The following is a 21,189-nucleotide window of genomic DNA, read 5'->3' as shown; positions in this document are numbered from 1 at the left end:
TGACAGGCCCATGCGCTTGATCCGCCGCATCGGCGGCCCGCTGGGCCTGCTCGGCCGCATCTTCGCGATCCTGCTGCTGACGATCGTCATCGAGTTCGGCGCCAGCACCTATCTGTACGAGCGGTCCAGCCACTTCTCCGTGCGCGAGGACGAAGCGCGTCGGCTGGCCGAGCATCTCATCATCGCGCGCAAGCTGATGAACGAGGCGCCGCGCCGCGATCGCGCGCTCGTCGCCATCCAGCTCACGACCGATCGCTATGCGGTGCGATGGAGCCCCGACGCCCCGCCTCCACCCCATTTCGCCCCCGCGCTGGACCAGACGCGCAACCAGATCATCGCGTGGGAGCCCCGGCTGGAGCAGAGCATGCTCCGCATCCGGCTGTCCTCGCCGGGCCGCAACGCCTCGGTCCAGGGCGAGCTGCGCCTTTCGGACGGCAGCTGGCTGCTCTTCAAAACGCATGAGTTGGTGCAGTCCTGGGACCTCTCGGTCGGCCGGATCGCGCTCGCGCTGGCGCCGGCCGTCGCGCTCATCATCCTCGGCGGCCTGCTGATCCGCCGCGCGCTGGTTCCGATCCGGCTGCTCGCGCGCGCTACGGAAAAGGTCGGTTCGGCCGACGGCATCCACCTGGAGGAAGAAGGTACGAGCGAGGTCCGCCAGCTGATCCGCGCCTTCAATACGATGCAGGAGCGCATCCACCGCCTGATCGACGATCGCACGCAGGCCCTGGCCGCGGTCGGTCACGATCTCCGCACGCCGATCGCGCGCGTGCAGCTGCGCGCCGAGGCGATCGACAATGATGCGCTGCGCGAGGCGATCGGCCGCGACGTGGGCGAGATGGAGGCGATGGTCGCCTCGCTCCTCGCCTTCCTCGGCGGCGAGGGCGATCCCGAGCCGCCGACGCGCACCGACCTCGCCGTGATGGCCGTCACCACGATCGAGGAGGCGCAGGATCGCGGGCAGGAGGCGCAGTATGTCGGCCCCGATCATCTGGAGATCGATCTGCGCCGCATGGGTTTCCGCCGCGCGCTGGTGAATCTGGTCGAGAATGCGATCCACTACGGCCAGTCCGCGACGCTCACGCTGGACTCCTCCCCCGACGCGATCCGCATCCGGATCGAGGACGAAGGCCCCGGCATTCCCGAGGATCAGCTGGAGGCGGTGCTGCGCCCCTTCTCCCGCCTCGATGCGGCGCGGGCGCGCAACACCAAGGGCCTCGGCCTCGGCCTCGCGATCGTGCTGCGCGCGGTGCAACAGGACGGTGGCGAATTGCGTCTGTCGAACCGGCCCGAAGGCGGCCTGCGCGCCGAGATCATCCTGCCGCGCGCATGAGCAATCGGCCACAAGTAGCCGAAAAGAGACATTTCGTGGCCGCAACGGCCTATTTCTGAACCGCCACTCATCATGTCAGCGCGCGGCAACGTTTCCTTACAGGCGCGCTGCGCCGCAGAAAAAGCAGCGCGGTAACTAGGCTCAGCCCCTTCCCTGAGGGCACAGAGGAGCCAGTAATGAACGAGCTTATCGGACGCGTCTTTTCCTTCGAGAAGCAGGTCTTCCCGAATCAGAGCGTTCTCTACGGACAGCTCGCCAGCCAGGGCCAGACCCCCAAGGCCCTGATGATCTCCTGCGCGGACAGCCGCGTGGTGCCGGAGCAGATCATGCAGGCCCAGCCGGGCGACCTCTTCGTCTGCCGCAACGCCGGCAACATCATCCCGCCCTACGCCACCCAGAATGGCGGCGTGACCTCCACGGTCGAATATGCCGTGATGGCATTGGGCATCCGCGACATCATCGTCTGCGGCCATTCGGATTGCGGCGCGATGAAGGCCGTGGCCAATCCGGCCGGCCTCGATGCGATGCCCAACGTCGCCGCCTGGCTGCGCCATTCGGCCGCCGCCGCCAAGGTCGTGAATGACGGCTATCCCGAGCTTGAGGGTACGGAGCGCCTCCGTGCCGTGATTATCGAGAATGTCGTGGCCCAGCTTGCCAATCTGCGGACCCATCCGTCGGTCGCGGCCGGCATCGCCCGCGGCGAGATTTCGCTGCATGGCTGGTTCTTCGATATCGGCCACGGCCAGATGCTCGCGCTCGATGGCGAAACCAACCGCTTCATCGCGATCAAGGAAGGCGAAGACCTGCCCGTCGCGCTGAAGGCTTCGCCCCGCCGCGCCGCCGATTACGCATTCCCACAGGCTGCCGAATGATCAACCTCCAGTCCCTCTTCTCGGGCAAGACGCTGGCCCGCGACGCGACGGCGTCGATCGTAGTGTTCCTGGTTGCGATGCCGCTTTGCATGGGCATCGCGGTCGCCTCCGGCGTTCCGCCCGAGAAGGGACTGGTGACCGGCATTATCGGCGGCATCGTCGTCGGCATGCTGGCCGGATCGCCGCTTCAGGTGAGCGGCCCCGCGGCGGGCCTCGCCGTGATCGTGTTCGAGCTGGTGCGCGAGCATGGCATCGCCGCGCTGGGCCCCATCCTCGTCATGGCGGGCATCCTCCAGTTCATCGCCGGCGTGATGAAGCTCGGCGGCTGGTTCCGCGCCATCTCGCCCGCCGTCGTCCACGGGATGCTGGCGGGCATCGGCGCGCTGATCGTGCTCGGCCAGTTCCATGTGCTGTTCGATGCGAAGCCGCTCAGCCACGGGCTCGACAATCTCGCCGCCATGCCCGGCCGCCTGCTCGGCCTGGAGCCCACCAACGCCACCGTTACCGAAATCGCCTTCCTGATCGGCCTGATCACGATCGCCGCGATGCTGACGTGGGAGAAATTCCGTCCCGCGTCGATGAAGCTGGTCCCCGGCGCGCTCGTCGGCGTGGTGACGGGCACGCTCGTCGCCTATTTCGGGGGCCTCGAGGTGCTGCGCGTCAGCGTTCCCGCCTCGATCGTCGCGGCGGTCGACGTGCCCGGCCAGGGCTTCCTCGCGCAGATGCTGTCGCCCTCGCTGATCGCCACCGGCTTCGCCATCGCCTTCATCGCCAGCGCCGAAACCTTGCTGTCAGCGGCGGCCGTCGATCGCATGCACGATGGCCCGCGCACCGATTACAACAAGGAACTGCGCGCGCAGGGCGTCGGCAATCTGCTCTGCGGCTTTGCCGGCGCGCTGCCGATGACGGGCGTGATCGTCCGTTCGTCCGCCAACGTGCAGGCCGGCGCGCAGACGCGCCTTTCCGCCATCCTCCACGGCATCTGGATCCTCGGCTTCGTGGCCCTGCTGCCCTGGCTGCTGCGCGAGATCCCGATGGCGGCGCTCGGCGGCATCCTCGTCGTCACCGGCTGGCGCCTCGTCGGCCTCAGCCATGTGCGCCACCTGTTCCACAATTATGGCGCGCTGCCGGCGGCGATCTGGGTCGCCACCTTCGCCACCGTCATCGCCACCGATCTGCTGACCGGCGTGCTGGTGGGTATCGGCCTGTCGGCGCTGGAAATCCTGCCGCAGATCAACAAGCTGCGCCTGCGGGTCGACGTCAGCGAGCAGGACGACCTTCGCGAGATCGCGCTGGCGGGTGCCGCCACCTTCCTGAGCCTGCCCAAGCTGTCGAAGGTGCTGGACGAAACGCCGACGGATCGCCCGCTGCGCCTCGATCTGCGCCGCATGTCGGGCATCGACCACACCTGCGCCGAAATGCTCGCGGACTGGCTCCAGCGCCGCCGCAGCGCGGGCCTGCAGGTCGAACTGGCCGGCGCGCCCCACAAGCTCCGTCGCCTCGAGGTCTGACGCCACCTCCTCGCCCCTCCCGATCGAGACACACTTTGTCACGATCGGGAAGCGGGCGGTTCGCAATAGCTGCGTAGCACCGACGTCATCCGGAGGGATGCACGTACCGCCGCACGTCGGTCGAGATACGGACAGCCTCTGGCTGCAGGGGAACATTCATCCTAAAAAAAGGGGAATGTTCTATGAGTAACCGCATCGCCGCCCTCGCGGCTCTTGCGTTCGCCGGCCTCGCGGCCGGCTCCGCGTCCGCCCAGGAAGCGCCTTCCAAACCCTTCACTATTTCCGGCAGCGTCGGCCTCACGTCCGATTATCGTTTCCGCGGCGTTTCGCAGAGCGACCGGAATCTGGCGGTGCAGGGCGGCATCACGATCGCACATGAAAGCGGCCTCTATGTCGCGACATGGGGCTCCAACCTCGCCGGCTGGGGCACGTTCGGCGGCGCCAATATGGAGCTGGATCTCGTCGCCGGGTTCAAGAAGACGTTCGACACCGTCACGGTCGACGCGGGCGTCACCTGGTATATGTACCCGTCGGGCTTCGACAATACGGACTTCCTCGAGCCCTATGTGAAGGTGTCCACCACGATCGGCCCGGTCAACCTGCTCGGCGGCGTCGCTTATGCACCCAAGCAGGAAGCGCTGGGCGCCTGGTATCTGAACGGCACGTCGGCCGCCAACGGCGTCTATGACCAGCCCGGCGACAAGAATGCGAACGTCTATGTCTGGGGTGACGTCTCCAGCGGGATCCCGAACACGGGCCTCACCGTGAAGGCGCATCTCGGCTATTCGAACGGCAATAAGGGCCTCGGCCCGTTCGCCACCTCGGTCGCGCCGACCGGCGAATATGTCGATTGGCTGGCGGGCGTGGATTATACGATCGCGGGCACGCCGCTCACGGTCGGCGTCGCCTATATCGACACCAACATCTCCAAGAAGGACGCCGCCTACCTCGCACCGAGCTTCACGCGCGGGCAGGACGGCACCGGCCAGATTGCGGGCGCCACGGTGGTGGCCACGCTGACCGCCGCCTTCTGATCCCATGACCATCCGGAGGCGAGGGCATCCCCCTCGCCTCCTTTTCCTCCTGCTCCTTCGCAACGCCCGGCATGACGGCGGCAACACCCTTGTCGCGCCCGTCCCCGCCCGCCAAAAGACCGCGACGTGATGGTTGGGGGGGGCTTTCGATGAAATGGATGATCGCAACGGGGCTGATGATGGCCGCCGCCACGCAGGCGTCCGCCGTCGATCTCGTCTGCCCGCCCAATGCCGCCGCCGCCCGGCGGTTCGTCAGCCAGTTGGAGCCGTTCCACGAAAATGACGGCACGCGGGACACGACCGACGCGTTCTTTGCCATCGAAGGCGGCGCCACCGCTTATGGCGAACGCATCTCCCAGGTCGCCATCCGGCTGCTCTACAGCGATCTTCAGATCATCCGCGATGCCCCGGCCAGCCTGTCCTTCATGCTCCTGAACGACGACAGCGCGCGCCTCATTCCCGCGATGAACCGTCGCTTCAAGGAGCGCTGCGAGGCGAATGAGGATGGCAGCGAATGCGCGATCGATCTGGGCGAGGTGCCGAAGCTCGGCCTCCAGCAGATCGACATTCTCCCCGGCGAGATACGCTGCGACTATAACTGACGCCGACCGGATGCCGGCGGATCTCTTTATTCCGCCGCCGGCAGCGTCAGTCGCACGAGCAGGCCGCCCAGATCCTCGCTCTCTTCCAGCGTGACCGTCCCGCCGTAAATCTCGGCCACGTCGCGCACGATGGCGAGGCCGAGGCCCGTGCCCGGCTTGCCCGTATCCAGCCGCGCGCCGCGCTCGAAGATGGCGAGGCGCTGGCTCTCGGGAATGCCCACGCCGTCATCCTCGATCAGAATGTCGACGCTTCCGTCCGCGCCCTTCACCCCCCGCGTGATCGGGCAGACCGTCGCGAACACGCGCCCTCCCCCATATTTGGCGGCATTCTCGATCAGATTGCCGAGCATCTCGTCCAGATCCTGCCGCTCGATCCGCACGCGCGCGTCGCGGTTGCCGTCGAGATCGATCGTCACCTGCGGATAGAGCCGGCTCACCGCGCGTTCCACCGCGTCCAGCGAGGGCCACACCGCCGCCACGCTCTGCGCGGCGCCACGCCGCCCTACGGCGCGCGCACGGGCGAGATGGTGATCCACCTGCCGCCGCATCGTTGTCGCCTCGCGGATCACGGTGCGGCACAGATCGGAGCTGTTCGCCGTCGCCTCGTTCATGATCACGGTCAGCGGCGTCTTCAGCGCGTGGGCGAGATTGCCGGCATGGCGCCGCGCCTCTTCCGCCTGCCGCTCATTATGCGCGAGCAGGTCGTTCAACTCCTCCACCATCGGCGCAATCTCGATCGGCAGGCGCGCATTGACGCGCGCGCTGCGCCCGGCGCGCACCGCCGCAATCTCGCGCCGCACCTTGCGGAGCGGCCACAGTCCGAACGTCGCCTGCAGCGCGGACATCACGATCAGCCCGAGCCCGAGGATTGCAAAGGAGCGCACCAGGGTCCGCCGGAGGATCGCGATCTGCTCGTCGAGGCCATTGCGCCCCTGCGCCACCTCGAACCGCCACACCGTCTGCGATCCCGGCAGGCGCAGATCCCGTTCCATCACGCGCAGCGGTTCGTAATTGAACTGCTTGCTGTCATAGATATGGGTGTCGAGATCGGAATGGTGGGTCGGGCTTTCCAGCGTCCGATCCCACAGGGACCGCGAGCGGAACGGCTCATGACCGTCGCCCGACACCTGATAATAAAGCCCGGAGGCCGGCTCCAGGAAGCGCTGGTCGCCCAGCGGCCGCGTGAAGCGCACCTCGCCGTCCGCATCCAGCTCGGCCGACGCGATCATCGCGTTCAGCACATAGCCGAGCTGGTCGTCGAAATTGCGGCTGATCGCGGAGTTCAGCACGCGGTCCAGCGCCACGCCCCCGCCCACCAGCAGCAGCAGGATCCAGAGCGCGGCGATGCCGATCATGCGCCGCGTGAGCGACCCCGTCGTGCGGGCCGCCACATGCAGCATCGGATCCTGACCGTTGGTGACCATCAGCGGCCGCCCGAAAAGCATACGAAGGAAATTGACCGGCATCTCGACCCAGCGCCAGCCGCGCGGCATGCGCCGGGATGGTTCGGGCGGGGGCGGTTCAACGCCCGCACCCACCTTCAGCCGCCATTCTCGTCGAGCGAATAGCCGAGCCCGCGGATGGTGGTGATCACCTCGGCACCCAGTTTCTTGCGAATGCGCGTAACGAACACCTCGATCGTGTTGGAATCACGATCGAAATCCTGATCGTAAATATGCTCGATCAGCTCGGTCCGGCTCACCACCTTGCCCTTGTGGTGCATCAGGTAGGACAGGAGCTTATATTCCTGGGCGGTGAGCTTCACGGGCTCGCCCGCCTTGGTCACCTTGCCCGAACGCGTATCGAGGCGGATGTCGCCCGCGATCAGTTCGGACGAGCTGTTGCCCGAAGCGCGGCGGATCAGCGCGCGCAGCCGCGCGATCAATTCCTCGGTCTGGAACGGCTTGGCGAGATAATCGTCCGCGCCCGCATCGAGCCCGGCGACCTTGTCGGACCAGCTGTCGCGCGCCGTCAGCACCAGAACGGGCATGTCCTTGCCCTCCTTGCGCCAGCGATCCAGCACCGTCAGCCCGTCCACCTCGGGCAGGCCCAGATCCAGCACGATCGCGTCATAATCCTCGGTCGAGCCGAGATAATGGCCATCCTCGCCATCGGTGGCGAGGTCGATCGCATAGCCCGCCCCCTCCAGGGTCGCCCGCAACTGGCGGCCCAGATTCGGTTCGTCTTCCACGATCAGGACGCGCATCATTGTCTCCCAAGGGGCGTATCTCGTTACGCCGCCGCTTATGGTCGTTCAGGAAGGGCGGTTCAATCGCCGGTCAATTTCCCGTTCGTCCGATGATCGCACCGGTGCGGGCATCGACATCGATCCACACCACGGATCCGGCCCGCATGAACTTCAGCCGATAGCTCGCGGTTCCCGGATCGAATTCGGGGCCGAGATAATCGAAGCCGGACATACGGGGCACGACGCGCTGCTCGATCTGTCGCAGCGACATCACCTGCCCGGATTGCCGCGCATCCAGCACCTGATCCTGCTCACGACGGCGCTGGCCAGCATCCGCCGGAACGGCAGGCGCAAGGGCGAGAACCGCGGCGGCGGCAACAAGAGGCCTCAACATCGGCATGGAGCGTCGCATAGGGTTATGGCCTTGAATAGCCCATGAATGGCTCAAAAGCCGCAGGTGTGGCTTCGGGGCATCTGTCAGGAGAGGCAGAGGTCAGGAGAGACGGGGCATCTGCCATCCTTCGGGTTACGGGAGGATGACGCGCGCGCCCACATCGACTAGCGGGGGCGCATGGCTGCCCCCGTCCTCGCTTTCGAAAATGTCGGTCTCGTCCAGGGTTCCGGCTGGCTGTTCCGCAATTTCGACATCCACGTCGGCGAGCGGGACCGGCTGGCGCTGATCGGCCGCAACGGCGCGGGCAAGACCACGCTGCTCCGCCTGCTCGCCGGCCAGATCGAGGCGGACGAGGGCCGCCGCACGATCGTGCCCGGCACGCGCGTGATCCTGCTGGAGCAGGAACCGGCGATGACCGGCATGGCCACGCTCCGCGATTATGCGCTGAACGGCCCCGACGCGCCCGTCGCGCATGAGGTGGAGGCGATCGCCGACCAGATCGGCATCGATCTCTCGCGTGAGGCCGCCACCGCCTCGGGCGGCGAGCGCCGCCGCGCCGCCATCGCCCGCGCGCTGGCGATGGATCCCGACGTGCTGCTGCTGGATGAGCCGACCAACCATCTCGATCTGGCCGCGATCGACTGGCTGGAGGAATGGCTGGGCCGTTATCGCGGCGCCTTCATCGCGATCAGCCACGATCGTACCTTCCTCACGCGCCTCACCCGCCAGACCTTGTGGCTGGATCGCGGGCTGATCCGCCGCAAGGAAGTGGGCTTCGGCGGCTTCGATGCCTGGACCGAGCAGGTCTATGCCGAGGAAGCGCGCAACGCCGAGCGGCTCGATGCCAAGCTCAAGCTGGAGGAGCATTGGCTCCAGCGCGGCGTCACCGCCCGACGCGCGCGCAACGAAGGCCGCAAGGCCAAATTGATGGAGATGCGCGCCACCCGCGCGGCGATGATCGGCCCGCAGGGCACCGCCAAGATCGTCCACGCCGCCAACGACACCCGCACCAAGATCGTGATCGATGCCGAGCATGTGACGAAGCGCTATGGCGAGCGCACGATCATCCAGGATTTCTCGCTCCGCATCACGCGCGGCGACCGGATCGGCGTGGTCGGATCGAACGGCGCGGGCAAGACGACCCTGCTCAAGCTTTTGACCGGCGAGATCGAGCCCGACGAGGGCAAGGTGAAGCGCGCGCAGACCCTGGATGGCATCGTCATCGATCAGCAGCGCAAGCTGATGGCACCCGAAAAGCGCATCCGCGACATTCTCGCGGACGGTGGCGACTGGATCGACGTGCTGGGCGAGCGCAAGCACGTGATCGGCTATCTCAAGGAATTCCTGTTCGATCCCAACATGATCGATGCGAAAGTTGGCACGCTTTCGGGCGGCGAGCGCTCGCGCCTGCTGCTCGCCCGCGAATTCGCCCGCCATTCCAACCTGCTCGTGCTGGACGAACCGACCAACGATCTCGACCTCGAGACGCTCGATCTGCTGCAGGAGGTGATCTCCGATTATGACGGCACCGTCCTGATCGTCAGCCACGATCGCGACTTCCTCGATCGCACGGTGACGGTCACGCTCGGCCTCGACGGATCGGGCAAGATCGATGTGGTCGCGGGCGGCTATGCCGATTGGGAAAAGCAGCGCGGCCCCAGGCCGGAGCTGCGCGCCAAGGCGGCGGCCCCGAAGGCCGAGCCCGCCGCCCCGCCTAAAGCGAAGGCCAAGCTCAGCTACAAGGACCAGCGCGACCTCGATCTGCTACCCACTGAGATCGAGAAGCTGGAAGCCGCCATCACCCGCGACGAAGCGGCGCTGGCCGATCCCGATCTCTATGCGCGCGATCCCAAGCGCTTCGACAGCCTGATGGCCGCGCTGGATAAGGCCCGCGCCCGCAAGGAGGAAGCCGAACTGCGCTGGCTGGAACTGGCGGAAATGGCCGAAGGGCTGGCCTGACCCCGGCCGCCTCCAGACCGGATGGACATTCGGATCGCTTGAAAGACTGTGCCGGATATTATTCCAGACGGTCATGCTGAACTCGTTTCAGCATTCATGACCTGACGGGTCGGCTTGGTTCAACGGTCGGGTCATGGCCCCTGAAACGAGCCTGTCCTGAGCCTGTCGAAGGGTTCAGGGTGACGATGTCCCGAAAGCGGCCGTTCCAATCGCCGAACGTCGATCCGCCTCTGGACCCGCTGGTTCAGCGGTGGGGCAGAATGCGGGAGATCGGAGCGGGCTGCGGCTCGCCCGCAGAGGTGACGACCGGACCGGGAACATCCTCATAAGGCGGCAAGCCCGCCTCCGTCCGCTCGCGATCACGCTGGTCGTCCGCCGCGCCCAGAACCCGGCCGATGGCGAAGGCGATGACGAGATAGGGAATCAAAGCCAGAACAACGAACGCGAGCACGACACGCCTCCAGAGGAATCAGCCACGTCACTAGACGGAGTTGGTTTATATAATCCTCACGGATACTGAAGGATAACTCAGGCAAGGATGCGGGGCCGGGCGCCGGTGCGGGAAGATGGCAACCAAGTTGTTCGCCAGCGAATAGCCCCAACTGGATATGATGCGCCGCGCAATATGCGGATCACAGCCGAAACAATTCGGGCTTATTTCCCTCTATTGGCGAGAGGCCGTGACGCACGGCCCTTAACATTTGCACTTCGCAGCCGCAGCAAGTGGATCACTCGGCGGCCGACGATTTTATCGGCACGAACCCGTTCCGCAGTGACAATGGCCAGATAAACCATCCGTATCCGATCAGTTTTTTTGGCGGCACAATTGCCCGCCCGCGATGCTTCAGCCTTCCGGGTCGGGTCGTATCCCGGACGATCTTGGCCATGCCGGACCTGGGCAACCCGAACTGAGGATCGGCCGGAGGCTGGCGGACGGGGATTCCCGCTGACGGCGCGCGCCCTCCGTCAACCCTTGCGCCGTCACCTCCCCTTGCAGGGGAGGATCGAAATGCTGACTGCCGATCCGTCCTGAGGTCGATCTCGCAGCGCTGACGCCGCCGTGCCGAAACGCCCCGTCCGCCACGTCGCGGGGATCGCGCCGGGTCTCTCGCGCCCCAGACAGCGGCCGGACATTCGAGCGCCTCGTGCGTCCCGGCCATTTCGGGCCGCCGTGCCGCCAGATCGGGCGCGCCGCGGCGGTCTGCGCCCTATCGCGCCGCCGCCCAATCCTTGAGGTCGGCGTGATCCATCACCTTCCACGGCACGCCGCGCGAATTGAGGAAGAACCGCTCCATTTCGGGCCGCGTGAACGGCCGCGAGCCGACGCGGCCGAAGATCGCGATCTGGCCGCCCGTCTCGTCCACCGCGCGATCGCGGTCGAGGCCGCGCGAAAGCGCGCGCGCCGGGGCCGGCGTCTTCGCCCAGGCGATCAGCTCGGGCTTCGGCGCGGGCGAGAAGCCGTAGAAATTGGGCTGGCTCGCCGGGCTCGTCAACTGGATCACCTTCAGGCCCGCTTTGCCGTCCGCCACATAGGCGAAGAGCGAGGCGTTGGTCGCGCCGATCACGACGTCGGACGCATCCACCATCCGCCCGTCGAACGTCACCTTCTGGTAGACGACCGGCGCCTCGGGATTGGTGACGTTGACGATCACCAGACCGTCCGCCCCCGCCGCGACATAGGCATAGGTGCGCGCGACATAGAGCCGGCGCGCATCGGCCAGCGGCACGATCGCGGGCAGCAGCTTCGGCGCCGTCAGCTTCGTCACGTCCAGCACGCGCAGCCCCTCGGCCGTCGTCACCCAGAGATACCGGAACTGGATCGCGCTCGCCCGCGCATCCTTCAGCGGCACGGTCGCGGCCAGCTTCGGCCGCAGCGGATCGGCGAGGTCCACGACGACGAGGCCCACGTCCGCCGTGATGTAGGCGATGTGGCCCGCCAGCTGGATATGCCGCGCGCCCGCCAGCACGTTGCCCGCATTCCACGTCACCGCGCGCTTGAGGAAATTGTTGCGCGGCTCGCCATCGGCCAGCGTGTCGACATTGACGAGGATCAGCCCCTCCTTCGCGTCCGTCACCGCCGCATAATGATAGATCGGATCGAAGGCCTGCTCCTGGTTCATCGCGCGCATCGCGGCGGTGTTGCGGAGCGGGTTGATCGGCTGGTTGGTCGGCAGCGCCATGCAGGTCGCGTTGGCGGAACCGACATGATCGCGCTGGCCCAGCGGCGAGAAAGGCGCGCTCGTGATCTTGTCCGAATAGCCCTTGTTGGCGACCGAGGCGACGTCATAGACGCGGAAGCCCCCCTTGCCCTCGGCCACGAACAGATATTCGCCGCGCAACTGCACGCAGGCAGCATTGCCGCCCGCCTTCTGGACGATGTTGCGGAAGGATTCGACCGGATTGGTCTCGCCCGACATCTTCTTGTCGAACGTCGCGCCCCGGTTCCAGTCGACCAGCTCGCGCTTGTTGCGGTCGACGTGCAATTTGTACCAGTCGGGATAGGCGTAACGCTGCAGATAGGAGCCGATCACGGCCTGCGGCTCCTGCCACTCGGTCACGCGCACGGCCTCCACGCCGCCTTCCAGCCCGAGCCAGGCGTTGAGCCCCATGAAGTTCACGCTGCCCGTGCCGGTCAGCATCAGCTGCGCCATGATCGCATTATTGTCGTTCGCGGCGGACAGGTGGCAGTCCGAGCAGGTCTTCGTCTCGGTCGTCCGCACCGTATGCGGGAAATGCGGCGCGAACGCCTGGCTCGAGAAGCCGATCGAGGAGATCGGCGCCTGCTGGATATAGATGCGTTCGCGATTGATGTTGGTGGAGGACAGCACCAGCGCCGAGGTCGATCGCACCGGCGCGATCTCATTGCCCTTGGTCGTCATGTGGATGCCGAGCTGGAACATGTCCTCGCGCGCCACCTGCGGGTTGTAGGTCGCGAAGTTGCGCGTCTCCTCGTCACCCTTGAAGTGATGCTCCTTGGTCTTCCAGTTCGCCTCGATCGGCAGATGGCAGCCGCCGCACGACGTCGTCCACGACAGATGGCAGGTGAAGCAGGCCATCTTGTTCGGATCATGCGCGCGGGCATCGGGCGCCACGCCGGGGCCGAAGGCGAAGCGGCCCGTCTCCACGCCCTCCCGGCCCATCAGCTTGGCGCGCGCCGCCTTCACGTTGAATTCCGGGAGGGCGCGATCGACCGAATTCTTGACCAGCGACACTTTCCACTCGAGCTTCGGGTCGACGATCGAGCGCTGGATCAGGACGCGCTCACCGGCGGCGCCCGTTGTCCATTCGAACCGGCGGCGGCCATCGCCATTGCGCAGCACGCTCAGATCGTTGCCGCCGGGCCGGGCGGCCGGGCCGCTCGTTTTCAGCGTCGGGAAGGCATCGGCAGTGCCGTGGCAATCCTTGCAGCCGATCTCCACCGCATTGGCGACTTCGCCGTAGATCAGGCCGTTGCCGTGGCTGTCCTGCGCGAAATGGCAGTCCGCGCATTGCAGGCCCTTCTCGGCATGGATGTCCATCAGGTGGACCGCCTTGCCCTTCTGCTCGCCCACCGGCGCGAAGTCCGGCATGCCCTTCTTGCTGAACTTCTCGGGATCGTCGGGCGAGACGATCTTGCCGTCCTTGTCCAGCAAATTGCCCTCGCGATCGCGCTTGAAGATGCCGCGGAAATTCCAGCCATGGCCGTGATAATCGGCGAACTGCGTGTCCTTGGCGGACGGGTTCACGTCGTCATAGACGCGGCGCAGGAACTCCACGTCGCTCCACTTGCCGCGCGGGCTCGCGGCTTCGGGGTTGCGCTCCTCCACTTCGCGCGTCTCGGCCGCTGTGGGGTATTTCTGCTTCTCCGGCCACATCAACGGCGCGTCGGATTCATAATCCCACATCGTGTAGCCGAGGTAGGAGTTCAGGAAGATGTTCGGCTGGTGCATGTGGCAGTTCATGCACTGGGCGGTCGGGATGGCACGGGTGAAGGCGTGCTCGATCGGGTGGCCGCGCTCCTTCTCGCCGTCCAGCACGGGATGGCCGGCGGGCTTGTCATGCGCGCCGTGCAAGTCCGCCGCCGCGCGCTCCATCAGGTTCGCGATCGTCGGGTCCTTGGTGCCGGTCTGCCCGTCGCGGCCGTAGGAGGCCCAGGTCAGGCTGTGCTTGGGATCGCGATCGTTCGCATAGACGACATGGCAGCCCGCGCAGCCCGAATTGCGATAGTCGCCCGGCTGGTCGTTCGTGCCCATGAACCACATGTACGGATCATTGAGGCGCGTCTTGTGGATGTTCAGCACCGGGATCGCGACGCGGATGCCGGTGCCCGGCCCGCGGTTCGACTGCTTCAGTTCGGGTCGGCCATTCTCGTCCAGCTTCTGGATCGATCCCGAGGGATTGGGCAGGCCGATCTCGGCGAACTGGCTGCCGATCGTGCGGCCGCCCCGCTCGAACACCCGGAACACGTCGGCCGGCGGCACCACCTGCCACGTCGGCAGCGGATAGAGCAGAGGCAGCGCGCCGCGCGCGGCCTGCTGCGGCGTCACCGTGCCCACGGGCGTGCCCGGAGACAGCAGTTTCGCCGGCTCGCCGGCCTTCGTGTAGGCCTCGCCCGTGATGTAATTCTTGTAGGGCAGGATGCCGTTATTATAGGCGGCCCCGCCCCACAGCATCGCGCCCGTCGACATCAGCGAGCGCTCGGCCGCCTCGATCGTCTCGAGATGGCACGCGCCGCACGCCAGCCGCGCCACGCGATAGTCGGACGGATTGACGAAGCGGATATATTCGGGCGCCTCGCGATTGAGCAATGTGTAGCTGCGCTTCGGATTGGCGGACTTCGGCCAGCCCCAGCTTTCGGGGTAGCGCGGCAGCACATGCGCCTTGTCGCGCGCGGCCACATAGGTGGCGTCGTCCGGCTTCAGCCCCGGCCCCACGCGGATCGCGGGATTGCCACCGTGGCAATCGGTGCAGCCCAGCACGACCGCGTCATTCTTGTGCATCGTCAGCGTGTCGCTAGCCGAATGGCAATCCATACAGCCTTCGGACTTGGCGTGCGCCTCGTCCTTGGTCTGGCTCTGCGGCGCGGCCGGCGTCACCGGATAGGTGATGAAGTGCGGCTTCTCGCTCTCGGACGCCAGCGAGCGCGTGGCGGGTAGCAAGGCCGCGAAAGCGAGCAGCAACGCCGCCAGCCCCAGCCACTTTCCGTGGCGGAGAAGAGAGGAAAGCCGCCGCCGCATCAGTAGCTCAGGATCACGTTGGCGAGCACGGAATAATAGGCCTTCGATTTGTTCTGCTGGGCGAACAGATCCTGAAAGCCCTTGCCCGCCAGGAGCGTGGAGCCGGAGAGGCGGAAGACGATGTTCTGCGTCATCTTGGGGCGCCAGATCGCGGCCGCCGACAGATCCCAGCCGATCGACCGGGGGATCGATCCTTCGGAGCGCAGCGCCTGCAGCACCTTGGTCGTCTGGAACCACAGATGGTTCGCATTGCCCGAGATCCGCAGGGTCGGCGTCAGGTCGAAATCCGCGCCGCCGCCCGCCAGCACCGTGCCGGGATTGATGAAGTTGGACTGGCCCTGATCCTTGGACGAGCGCAGATCGGCCAGCATGCCGTTGCGCCCGTTCACGCCGATCACGCGCCCGCCGCCCGCGAACGGGATCGTCTGCCGGATCCAGTAGGACGTGTCCGCGCCCGCGAAGATCGGGTTTTCGAGAATGGCGTCATAGCCGGTCTCGGTCTTGTCGTAGGGATTGCTGTCGCCGCTCGCGAACATCGCCGCCCCGCGCACGCGCACCCAGGAAAAATCGATCGAGGGCTCGGCCGCCGCGAAGAAGGCGCGGATCGTGTTGCGCTCGCCCGTCAGGAAATTGTGGCTGTCGCGCCCGAATACGCCGTAGGCCGACACGGTCAGGTTCAGCCGGTCGAAATGGCCGTCGCCATTATAGCCGATATAATAAGCGTCGTAATCGTGCCCGCGCAGATCGCCCAGCAGAGCCGGGCGCACCGGGAAGCCATTCGTGTCGATCTGGACGTCATTGCCCTCGCGGTTGCGATTATAGACGCCGATCAGCTGGCTCGTGAAACCCGGTACGGGCAGATCCTGCCGATAGAGGTTCGCCAGGAACACATAATCGTTGCGCGGCGTCCGGGTGACATCGTTCAGCCCGCTGTTCGTATCCTTCTCCAGCCGGCGGAAGACGGCGAGATTATACTGGAAGCGGTTATTGTCGCGATTGCCGAACAGGCGAATCGCGAGCGCGCTGTCGTTGAACAGGAAGCCACGGAAATCGGCCTGAAATTCCTGAATGCCGACGCGCAGGCTGTCGAAATCATAGCGGTCGGAGACGTTCCGCAGATGATAATCGAAGAACGCTTCCTGCACGCCCAGAAAGTGGTCCGTGCGGTGCGTCGGCGCGGACGGGCGCACGTTCAGGATACGCCGCTCGTTCACGTCGACATAATTGACGTTGTAGGCGAGCGTGACGCGATATTCGATGTGCGGCGGCATGAACGCCGTCGATCCCTTGATCAGCCCGGCGCTGGCGATGAAGGTCTGCGCGAAGACGATGCTGTCGCCCTTGCCGAACACGTCGAGGCTGCCCGGATTGGCCGTCGTCTGCACGCCCACCGGCGTCGGGAAGGAGCGCGGCTCGAAGATCGTGTCGGACGTACCCGAAAGGACGAGGAACCAGTCGTCGCCCTTGATCGGCAGCGGGAATTTGTGCGGATCGAGCGGTTTGTCGCCCTTCAGCAGATTCTGGTGATAGGGGTCGCGCTTGTTGTGGCACACGGCCTGCACGGCCACGTAATTCCGGTCCGGGCAGAGCGCCGAGATCAGGCGCCAGCGATCCGGGATCGGGATTTCCTCGGTCGGGAAAGCGCTGGGCGGTGGCGGGCGGACCGCGCCCGGATTGTCCTGCACGATCGCATCCGGCAGCGCGGGCCGCGCCGCACCGGGGCGGCGACGCCCCTTCAGGATCGGATCGACCTCGGGGAAGACCGGCTGCGGCTCGAGCGCCTGATGATCCACCGCCGGCGCGGGCGGAGCCGGGACGAGCTGCGCCGCGGGCGTCGGATTGGGCACGTCGGAGCGCTTGGGCAAAGGCGCCGCCGTCCGCGCGGCATCCACCTCGGCCTGCGTCAGACAATTTCGCGGCCCCGCCGTGATCAAAGGCGTGGGTACGCCATCGACCGGCTCGGCACACAGGATCGGGGACGCGGGCTCGGCCTTGCCGGCGCCCGGTCCGGCCGTCTGCGCGAAAGCGGGCGTAGCCGCCGCCCCCGCCAGCAGCCAGAGCCAAAGGCCCCTATTTGCCCGAGCAGGCATCTTGATCGCTCGTGTCGAGGAACGGCGCGAACGGGCAGCCGATAAAGCGCAGACGCACGCTCTTATCGCCGAGATTGACGACGATCTGGTCCGCGCGGATCGCGGCGGGCGCGTTGGCCACGCCCGTGTTCAGCTTGTTGCCCGCATTGTAGAGGCCGAGGAACGAGATCATGTCGTCCTGGTCGATGCCGTCGCCGGATACGCCAATGCCGCCCACCAGTACGTTGCCGCGATAGATCGGCACCGATCCGGGGAAGATCTGGATGCCGTTGGCGATGCGCGCCTTGCCCGATGCCGTCGTCGGCAGCTTGGTGCAGCGCGGATCCGTATCGCGCACCGTGCCCGTCCGGTCGGTCACATAGGTCAGATGCTCGACCAGATTGGTCGCGATCAGCGCGGACTGCAGCCCGGTCGAGAAGGGGCTCCACTGCGCGATCGGGCGCGAGAAGGGGCCGTTGGGCCGCCCCACTTCGCCGTCCGGGAAATAAGGGCGCGAGAGATTGCCGTTGGCGCGATCGGTAAACGCGAACTTGCCCGTCAGCGAGGTCTGGTCACCCAGAAAGCCGCGATCGGCGGCGACGAACCCGCGCACGTCGGCGGAGGGATCGGCCTGCAGGTTCGCCCCCGCCTGCGCGCCCGAGAAGAAGGCGGCCGTACGCGCCTTCTGCAGCGCCACGTCCGTGCCGAAGATCGGCGCATCGGGCGCGCGCACCAGCCCCAGCGACACGCCGCGCGTATCCACCACCGTGATCGACACCTGCGCGCGGCTGTCCAGCGGGCGGCGGATCTGCCCCCTCGCCCGCGTCATGATCGTGAAGGCTTCCTCCAGGATCGTGCGGACCTCGGCCTGCGTCAGCGGCTGGGCGACATCGCCCCCGTCGGTCGCGGCGATCACCGGGAAGCGATTGGTGCCCGATCCGTCCGTCAGCACATAAGCGTCGCGGTTCGAGAACTCGGCCGTGGTCGAGGCGCGGATGCCCGACGCCTCCGTGCCATAAGCCTGCCCGGCCAGCAGAGCGGGCGTCCCCGTCTCCGCGAAATAGCCGCGCACCGGGACGAGCGCGCCCGAGGTCAGGCTGGCGAAGGCCGGCGCCTGGGCGGGATTGCTCTTCAGCCCGCTTGTCGTCGCATCGATGAAGCGCAACGTCGTGCCGTCGACCGTGATCTTGTCGGCGGTGATCGCGGCGGGCGGCTGGAAGCCGATCGTGCCCGCCAGCGCGATATATTCCTCGTCGTCGACATCCACGTCGAGCGTGTTGGCGTCGAGGCCATAGACGCCGTCGCCCATCACGCCGATGCCGCCGACGATCACGCCATTCTTGTAGAGCGGGATGCCGCCCGGATCGGCCGAAAGCCCCAGCGGGGACCGCTTGGGGCCGATCAGGGCCGCCGCGCCGCCGGTCGGGACATAGCGCGCCGACAGGTCCGAGCAGGGCAATTGGCTGAACTGCACGCCGAACAGCGGCCCGCTCTCCAGACCCACCGTGGTCGGCGCGGGCGGGAAATGCTGCTGCACGATCTGGCTGGCGGTGCGCGTGGTGAAGGCGTTGCCGCCGCTCGACAGATAGGCCGCCGTCACCGCCTTCGCGATCGCGCCGCCCGCCGCCGGGATCGTCGCGCCCTGCACGTCGAGATTGGTGCCGGAGGGCGGCGTCGGGATCATCGCCGTCGGCCTGGCGCCGGTCATGTTATAGACGGCCAGAATATTGCCCACGCGATCGGAGATGGCGATCACGGAAGGCATGCCCCGCGCCGTCGCCTCGCCCGCCGCCTGCGCGATGATCTTGCCGACATCGGCCGTCGTCAGCGCTTCCTGCGCGGGCGGCGTGAAATTGGGTGTGGTCGGGCTGGTCGTCCCGGTGGTGGGATCGCTCGCCAGCACGCCGCTGCCGCTTCCCCCGCCGCCGCAGGAGGAGAGGAGGAACGCGCAGGCTACGAACGCGCCGATCAGGCGACGGGCTGGGCTCAATGCAGCCCCCCGACGGCGGATGCGGCGCGCTGGAAAGCGGCCCGGAATTCCAGCGGCTTGTAGGCGTTGGGATCGCGCACCGCGCGATAGGCGGCGTCGATCGGCCCGCGCGCGCCGCCCGCCTGCTCCTTCGTCACCGCGCCCTGCTTCACCAGCGCGTTGAGCAATGTATCGAGGCCCATCACCGCCTGCGCGCTCGCCTCATAATCGGTGTAGCGCCGCCCGCCCTCGGCCGCGATCGCCGCCACGATCGCGCGCGTCTCGGCGGTCGAGAAGGTCCGGCTCGCCATCGCGCTCTCCAGCGCGCCCGCCGCCGACTTCAGCCGACCGGCGGCCGCCAGCGCCTGCGGCCGCCCCTGCGTCAGCGCGACATGGAAACCGCGCGCCGCCGCGTCGAAGCGCTGCCCTTCGGCCGGCGCGACCACTTTCGCCGCCGCCGACAGCATGATCATATTCTCGTCCTGGAAGGGCGGCACGCCCACCGGCGTCGGCCGCTCCGGATTGGGCAGCGAGATCGGCTTGAAATCGGCATCGTCGGAAATGCGCCGGTGGCAGCTGTGGCAATCGAAGAAATAGGGTTCGGCGAATACGCCCGCGACCCCACGCGGCCCCGAATAGACGCTGAGCGCGCGGCCCACCGCCGCCGCCTGGCCCACCGCCCAGCTCTTGATCGGCGAGGAGGCGCCCTTGCGCTTCAGATAGTCCGCATCCTCGTTCCAATGCTGCTCCAGCGTCGTGAACAGGTCGAGCTCGAACGAGATACGCGGATGGCCCGCCGCCATGATCCGATGGTCGACGAACTGGCCTTCGCGCGCGCTGCCGAAATGGCAGTCGAGGCAGCGGTCCGCGCGCGCCGAAGGTTCGTCGATCGGGGTGAGCCCGCCCTTCACGTTGGAGGCATGCGTCGCGCCCACCGCATAATGGCTGCTCAGCCACGGCGCATTCGCGCCGCCGTGGCACGATTCGCAGCCGACCCCGTCGGACACGGTCCAGCGCGGCCCGCGAGTCGGCGCCGGATCGGCATGGCAGCCGAGGCATTCGCCCGCCTTCTGCGGATCGCCGATGCCCAGCTTGGCCGCGATCGCGAGCCCGCGCGGCTGGCCCAGCACGCGCCACGCGCGGCTGTGCGCGCCGGCCTGGCTCGATTCGTCCTGCCAGCGCAGGATTTCGTCCTGCCGTACGACGGCGCCATCGGCCTCCTGCCGGCCGTGGCAGGTGGTGCCGGCGCAGGAAGCCACGCCCAGATGTTCGGCGCCGGAAATGCGGGTTGCGGCCTCGGCCCGATCGCCTTTGGGACCTGCGAAACAGAGGATCGCGAGAACGGCGAAGGCCGCGACCACCAGGGTGGTCAGCGCGATGCGTCCCGTCCGGTTTTTCTCAAGCCCCACCCGTCGCCCCCGCTCCGTCCGTCATCGGTTAGCGAAAGTCGGGCAAAGAGGCCATAGGCGTAACGAGCCTTTGTTGCGACGACGTGCCTAATCCGTCGCGAAAAGCTGCCCGATGTCGCGAAACGCCTTGAACTCGAGCGCATTGCCGGACGGGTCGCGAAAGAACATCGTCGCCTGCTCGCCCGCCTGCCCCTTGAAGCGCACATATGGTTCGATCCCGAACCGCACCCCTGCCACCTTCAGCCGCTCGGCCAGCGCGTGCCAGTCGTCCCACTCCAGCACCACGCCGAAATGCGGCACGGGCACGTCATGCCCGTCGACCGGATTGGTGACACCGGCGGGCTTGGCGGCGGGATCCAGATGCGCGACGATCTGGTGTCCGCGCAGATCGAAATCGATCCAGTGATCCGAACTCCGCCCCTCCCCGCAGCCCAGCAGTCCGCCATAAAAGGCGCGCGCGGCGGCCAGATCGTGAACGGGGAAAGCGAGGTGGAAGGGCTGGAGCGTCATAGACGGATGGATAATCGCGACCGGCGGGAGCGCAAGATACCCGATTCCTCCCCGTCGCGGACGAGAACGTCAGGAAGCAGCAACATCATCGCTGCATCCGTCACGAACCGGCGCTAGAGCAGGCGG

At 66.9% G+C, this 21,189-nt stretch carries 15 protein-coding genes; 6 read left to right on the top strand and 9 right to left on the bottom strand.

Annotation, left to right across the window (positions count from 1 at the left end; genetic code table 11):
• Positions 1 to 10 precede the first annotated feature (10 nt).
• The 5 genes from HL653_RS14155 (at position 11) to HL653_RS14135 (ending at position 5,349) form a co-directional block, all read left to right on the top strand.
• Positions 11 to 1,330 carry an ATP-binding protein gene (locus HL653_RS14155; protein WP_171745084.1) on the top strand — a complete coding sequence of 440 codons (1,320 nt, stop codon included), beginning with the start codon at positions 11 to 13 and terminating at the stop codon, positions 1,328 to 1,330.
• Between the two features lie 176 nt (positions 1,331 to 1,506).
• On the top strand, positions 1,507 to 2,202 hold the full coding sequence (locus tag HL653_RS14150; RefSeq protein WP_171745083.1) for a carbonic anhydrase: 696 nt from the start codon (positions 1,507 to 1,509) through the stop codon (positions 2,200 to 2,202).
• Positions 2,199 to 3,713 carry a SulP family inorganic anion transporter gene (locus tag HL653_RS14145; protein ID WP_171745082.1) on the top strand — a complete coding sequence of 505 codons (1,515 nt, stop codon included), beginning with the start codon at positions 2,199 to 2,201 and terminating at the stop codon, positions 3,711 to 3,713. Before HL653_RS14150 ends, HL653_RS14145 begins: the two co-directional genes overlap by 4 nt.
• A gap of 182 nt (positions 3,714 to 3,895) precedes the next feature.
• Complete coding sequence (locus tag HL653_RS14140) at positions 3,896 to 4,747, top strand: TorF family putative porin (RefSeq protein WP_171745081.1); 852 nt, start codon at positions 3,896 to 3,898, stop codon at positions 4,745 to 4,747.
• Positions 4,748 to 4,896: 149 nt separating this feature from the next.
• Positions 4,897 to 5,349 (top strand): hypothetical protein, encoded by a 453-nt coding sequence (locus HL653_RS14135; protein WP_171745080.1) that lies wholly within the window; start codon positions 4,897 to 4,899, stop codon positions 5,347 to 5,349.
• Between the two features lie 26 nt (positions 5,350 to 5,375).
• Here HL653_RS14135 and HL653_RS14130 read toward each other — a convergent pair whose 3' ends face one another.
• From HL653_RS14130 to HL653_RS14120, 3 genes are all read right to left on the bottom strand, one after another.
• Positions 5,376 to 6,773: an ATP-binding protein gene (locus HL653_RS14130; protein ID WP_253718108.1), complete on the bottom strand. Its 1,398-nt coding sequence runs from the start codon at positions 6,771 to 6,773 to the stop codon at positions 5,376 to 5,378.
• Positions 6,774 to 6,889: 116 nt separating this feature from the next.
• On the bottom strand, positions 6,890 to 7,555 hold the full coding sequence (locus HL653_RS14125; RefSeq protein WP_171746988.1) for a response regulator transcription factor: 666 nt from the start codon (positions 7,553 to 7,555) through the stop codon (positions 6,890 to 6,892).
• 73 nt (positions 7,556 to 7,628) lie between these two features.
• Positions 7,629 to 7,937: a PepSY domain-containing protein gene (locus HL653_RS14120; RefSeq protein WP_171745079.1), complete on the bottom strand. Its 309-nt coding sequence runs from the start codon at positions 7,935 to 7,937 to the stop codon at positions 7,629 to 7,631.
• Between the two features lie 171 nt (positions 7,938 to 8,108).
• Here HL653_RS14120 and HL653_RS14115 point away from each other — a divergent pair, with 171 nt between their 5' ends.
• Entirely contained in the window at positions 8,109 to 9,890 is a 1,782-nt protein-coding gene (locus HL653_RS14115) for an ABC-F family ATP-binding cassette domain-containing protein (RefSeq protein ID WP_171745078.1), read from the top strand.
• 244 nt (positions 9,891 to 10,134) lie between these two features.
• Here the strand turns inward: HL653_RS14115 and HL653_RS14110 are convergent, their stop codons facing one another.
• From HL653_RS14110 to HL653_RS14085, 6 genes are all read right to left on the bottom strand, one after another.
• On the bottom strand, positions 10,135 to 10,341 hold the full coding sequence (locus tag HL653_RS14110) for a hypothetical protein (protein ID WP_171745077.1): 207 nt from the start codon (positions 10,339 to 10,341) through the stop codon (positions 10,135 to 10,137).
• 757 nt (positions 10,342 to 11,098) lie between these two features.
• The gene (locus HL653_RS14105) at positions 11,099 to 15,106 is read right to left on the bottom strand and encodes a multiheme c-type cytochrome (RefSeq protein WP_171745076.1); all 4,008 of its coding nucleotides are present in this window, start codon (positions 15,104 to 15,106) and stop codon (positions 11,099 to 11,101) included.
• Complete coding sequence (locus HL653_RS14100; RefSeq protein WP_171745075.1) at positions 15,106 to 17,196, bottom strand: hypothetical protein; 2,091 nt, start codon at positions 17,194 to 17,196, stop codon at positions 15,106 to 15,108. The genes HL653_RS14105 and HL653_RS14100 overlap by 1 nt, the downstream gene beginning before the upstream one ends.
• Entirely contained in the window at positions 17,177 to 19,165 is a 1,989-nt protein-coding gene (locus tag HL653_RS14095; RefSeq protein WP_253716875.1) for a heme-binding protein, read from the bottom strand. The genes HL653_RS14100 and HL653_RS14095 overlap by 20 nt, the downstream gene beginning before the upstream one ends.
• Positions 19,162 to 20,553 carry a cytochrome c family protein gene (locus HL653_RS14090; protein WP_253716873.1) on the bottom strand — a complete coding sequence of 464 codons (1,392 nt, stop codon included), beginning with the start codon at positions 20,551 to 20,553 and terminating at the stop codon, positions 19,162 to 19,164. The genes HL653_RS14095 and HL653_RS14090 overlap by 4 nt, the downstream gene beginning before the upstream one ends.
• An 87-nt stretch (positions 20,554 to 20,640) precedes the next feature.
• Positions 20,641 to 21,063: a VOC family protein gene (locus HL653_RS14085; RefSeq protein ID WP_171745074.1), complete on the bottom strand. Its 423-nt coding sequence runs from the start codon at positions 21,061 to 21,063 to the stop codon at positions 20,641 to 20,643.
• Positions 21,064 to 21,189: the final 126 nt, after the last annotated feature.

This window comes from Sphingomonas sp. AP4-R1 (genome assembly GCF_013113735.1).
Lineage (GTDB): Bacteria > Pseudomonadota > Alphaproteobacteria > Sphingomonadales > Sphingomonadaceae > Sphingomonas_I.
The sequence above is the reverse complement of the archived record's forward strand: the minus strand, read 5'-3'. Positions and strand labels throughout refer to the sequence as shown.